Origin of the sequence: uncultured Nitrosomonas sp., assembly GCF_902826915.1 — a bacterium.
Classification (GTDB): Bacteria; Pseudomonadota; Gammaproteobacteria; order Burkholderiales; family Nitrosomonadaceae; genus Nitrosomonas.
This window is the reverse complement of sequence record NZ_CADEGP010000041.1, coordinates 23,894-28,015: the sequence shown is the minus strand read 5'-3', so window position 1 is coordinate 28,015 and position 4,122 is coordinate 23,894. Positions and strand designations below refer to the sequence as shown.

General features: G+C 50.6%; 2 protein-coding genes. Both read left to right on the top strand.

Annotated features, from left to right (window positions below):
- Positions 1 to 66 precede the first annotated feature (66 nt).
- A complete protein-coding gene (locus tag QZV86_RS08605) occupies positions 67 to 2,610 on the top strand; it encodes a DEAD/DEAH box helicase family protein (RefSeq protein ID WP_295626351.1) in 2,544 nt (847 codons plus the stop codon).
- Positions 2,610 to 4,064 (top strand): restriction endonuclease subunit S, encoded by a 1,455-nt coding sequence (locus tag QZV86_RS08600; protein ID WP_295626357.1) that lies wholly within the window; start codon positions 2,610 to 2,612, stop codon positions 4,062 to 4,064. Before QZV86_RS08605 ends, QZV86_RS08600 begins: the two co-directional genes overlap by 1 nt.
- Positions 4,065 to 4,122 lie beyond the last annotated feature (58 nt).

The following is a 4,122-nucleotide window of genomic DNA, read 5'->3' as shown; positions in this document are numbered from 1 at the left end:
GGTTGAGCAAGATTACCACTTATCGGACTGTCCGAATTTGCGAGGCCGCTTCTTAAAATCACTGAAGTGGAACAGCAGACGGAAGGCTATGCCAGCGCCCGACTGAAGTGGATCAACAACACCAAGCCGCTTCCTTTCTTGTACGAAAGTACCGGCATCATCACACGTTTTACCGATGGGCGTGATCCCAAGCCGCGTTCACGTGAGGTTTTCAATTTCCACCGTCCCGAAACCCTGAAGGAATGGATCGAACAAGGCACCAGCTTGCGTGATCGCCTGCACCATATCCCGTTGCTCAATCCGGATCACTTGCCTGCCAACACATTGAAATTGCGTGATTGTCAGGAAATCGCTATTACCCATCTGGAACAATCATTCAAAGCCGATCGCCCACGTGCGCTGATTCAGATGGCAACGGGTGCGGGAAAGACCTACACGGCGATAACCGCCATGTACCGTCTGCTGAAATTTGCTGATGCCAAGCGCATCCTGTTTTTGGTGGACACCAAGAACCTGGGTGAACAGGCCGAGCAGGAAATGATGTCGTATGTGCCACTCGACGATAACCGCAAATTCACCGAACTTTATACTGTGCAGCGTCTCAAGTCCGCTTTCGTGGCCACCGACAGCCAGGTCTGCATCAGCACCATCCAGCGACTCTACTCCATCCTCAAGGATAAAGAACTCGATGAATCCATCGAACAGACCAACCCGGCAGAATGGGCGCAGCCTAAGGAACCGATGCCGGTGGTGTACAACCAAAAAATCCCGCCGGAATTCTTTGATTTCATCTTCATCGATGAATGCCATCGTTCCATCTACAATCTGTGGCTGCAAGTGCTCGATTACTTCGATGCCAGCCTGATCGGCCTTACCGCCACGCCAGACAACCGCACCTATGGTTTTTTCAAGAAAAACGTGGTGAGCGATTACAGTCACGAAAAAGCCGTGGCCGATGGCGTCAACGTCGGCAATGAAATCTATCACATCGAAACCCAGGTCACCCAGCAAGGCGCTCAAATCCGCGCAAAACAGCATGTCGAACGCCGCGAAAGGCTCACCCGCAAACGGCGTTGGGAGCAGCAGGATGAAGACGAAGCCTATTCTGCAATCCAGCTCGATCGCAGCATCGTTAACCCGGATCAGATCCGCACCGTGATCCGTACTTTCCGCGACAAGTTGCCAGAAATGTTTCCGGGGCGTAAGGAAGTACCGAAAACACTGATCTTCGCCAAAACCGATAGCCACGCGGACGATATCATCCAGACCGTGCGCGAAGAATTCGGCGAGGGTAATGCTTTTTGCAAAAAGCTCACCTATAAGATTGTCGAGGACCCCAAATCGGTGCTGGCAGATTTTCGAAATGACTATTACCCGCGTATTGCCGTCACCGTCGATATGATTGCTACCGGCACCGACGTAAAACCCTTGGAATGCCTGCTGTTTATGCGTGATGTCAAAAGCCGCAACTACTTCGAGCAAATGAAAGGACGTGGCACACGCACGCTGGATAAGGACGACCTGAAAAAAGTCACCCCCTCCGCGGTCAGCGCCAAAACGCACTATGTCATTGTGGATGCCATCGGCGTCACCCAATCGCTCAAGACCGCCAGCCAACCGCTGATCACCAAGCCCAGCGTGGCGCTGAAAGATTTGGCGATGAGCGTGATGATGGGTGCTACCGACGAAGATATCGTCAGTTCGCTCGCCGCACGTTTGGCGCGTCTCAACAAGCAACTCGACCCCGATGACCAGCGGCGCATCCGGGACGCCGCCAACGGCCTGGAATTCACGCAACTGGTGGGCAAACTATTCGCCGCCATTGATGCCGATAACATCGAAGCCAAAGCCATGCAACTCTCAGGACAACCGATCGGCACCGATCCCGGCGACGCCAAACGGGAACAGGCGCAACAGCAACTAGTGGGTGAAGCCGCCAGCATCCTGAACGGCGATCTGATCGAACTCATCGACAGCATCCGCCGCGACAAGGAACAAACCATTGACCACGACAACATCGACACACTCATTCGCGCCGAATGGGACAAAGACGCTGCCAGCAATGCACAAGCCTTTGTGGATGAATTCGCCGAATACCTCAAAGCCAACCGTGACAACATCGAAGCACTGGCCATTTTCTTCGACCAGCCCTATCGAAGAAGGGAAGTCACCTATGAAATGATTCAGCAGGTCATGGATAAACTAAAGACCGACAAGCCCAAGCTTGCCCCCGCGCGCGTCTGGCACGCCTATGCGCAATTGGATGATTATAAAGGCCAGCCGATCACCGAGTTGACCGCATTGGTCGCCTTGATCCGCCGCGTGTGTGGCTTGGATGAAAAGCTCACCAACTATGATGCCGTAGTGCGCCGCAACTTCCAGAACTGGATCATGCAGCATCACTCGGGCAGTGGTGAAAAGTTCAATGAAGATCAAATGGCGTGGCTGCGTATGATTCGCGATCACGTCGCCCTATCCATCCATATGGATCGTGACGCGCTTGAGATGGCGCCATTCGACAACAAGGGCGGATTGGGGAAAATGTATCAGTTGTTTGGCGCAAGCATGGAACCGTTGTTGGATGAATTGAATGAGGTGTTGGTGGGGTGATGCGTAGTGATGAAAATGATATACCATCTGGTTGGGTCGCTACTTGTCTTGGTGATTTGTATAGGTTCGAATACGGGAAATCACTAATAAAAAAATCAAGTTTAGAATCAGGTGGTTACTATGTCTATGGTTCGAGTGGGATTGTGGGAATGCACGACAAGTTCCTCGTGCAAGGGCCAGTAATTATTGTTGGTCGTAAGGGAGCGGCTGGTTCAGTAAGCTATTCATCGGACAGTTGTTGGCCAATTGATACGACTTATTACATTCGAGATAACAAAAACCTTTACTTAAAGTTTTCTTATTTCCTTCTACGTTCTTTAAATCTTGGGAAGCTTGAGGCTTCAACCGCCATTCCTGGATTAAATCGAGGTCATGCTTATGATGAACCCGTCACGCTTCCACCCCTCAGCGAACAACACCGCATCGTCGCCAAAATTGAAGAACTGTTTTCCGAGCTGGATAAGGGCATCGAAAACCTGAGAACCACCCAGGCGCAGCTCAAGGTGTATCGCCAAGCACTGCTGAAACACGCTTTCGAAGGCAAACTCACCGCACAGTGGCGCAAAGAAAATCAGGATAAGCTCGAACCTGCGGAAGTGCTGCTCAAACGCATCCAACAAGAACGCGAACAACGCTACCAGCAACAACTCGCCGACTGGGAAACCAATGGCAAACAAAGCAGCAAACCCAAAGCCCCGAAGCTCCTGCCACCGCTCACCGCCGAAGAATTGGCGGAATTGCCTGAATTGCCGGAGGGGTGGGTTTATTCTTATTTAGCTGACTTGGGAGACCTTGGTCGAGGTAAATCAAAACACCGGCCTAGAAATGATCCTAGCCTTTTTGGCGGAAATTATCCATTTATTCAGACTGGAGAAATTAAAGCAGCCAAACGAATTATTAGACAATATACGCAAACTTATAGTGACTTTGGATTACTGCAAAGTAAGCTATGGCCAACAGGAACACTTTGCATTACGATAGCAGCGAACATTGCCGAAACCGTTTTCCTTGGCTTTGATGGGTGCTTCCCGGATAGCGTAGTTGGTTTTTCGGGATTCAGGAATTTAGTGGCTCCTGAGTATGTTGATTTCTTCATTCAAGCTGCAAGAACAAGAATCGAAGCATATGCACCTGCAACCGCTCAAAAGAACATCAATCTCGAAACTCTCGAAAATCTAGTGGTTCCATACTGTTGTTCTGATGAGCAAAAGAAAATTATGGAAGTCCTTGAAGAAAGGTTTTCCGAGATTGATCAACTCTATCAATCCATCACTACCTCCTTAGAACAAGCCGAAATACTTCGCCAATCTATCCTGAAAAAAGCCTTTTCCGGCCAACTGGTGCCGCAAGATCCGAATGACGAGCCTGCATCGGAGTTGCTGGCGCGTATTCAGGCGGAACGAGTGGACTCTCAGGATAATTGGGTTGTTCGTCGAAAGGGGGGACGGAGTTAGCGGTGATTTGCTTGCTTATCACGTCATTCCCGCTTTCGCGGGAATGACGGATGTGACG

Coding starts and splice junctions, on each gene's coding strand:
- QZV86_RS08600 (WP_295626357.1), top strand. CDS start 2,610: ATGCGTAGTGATGAAAATGATATACCATCTGGTTGGGTCGCTACTTGT.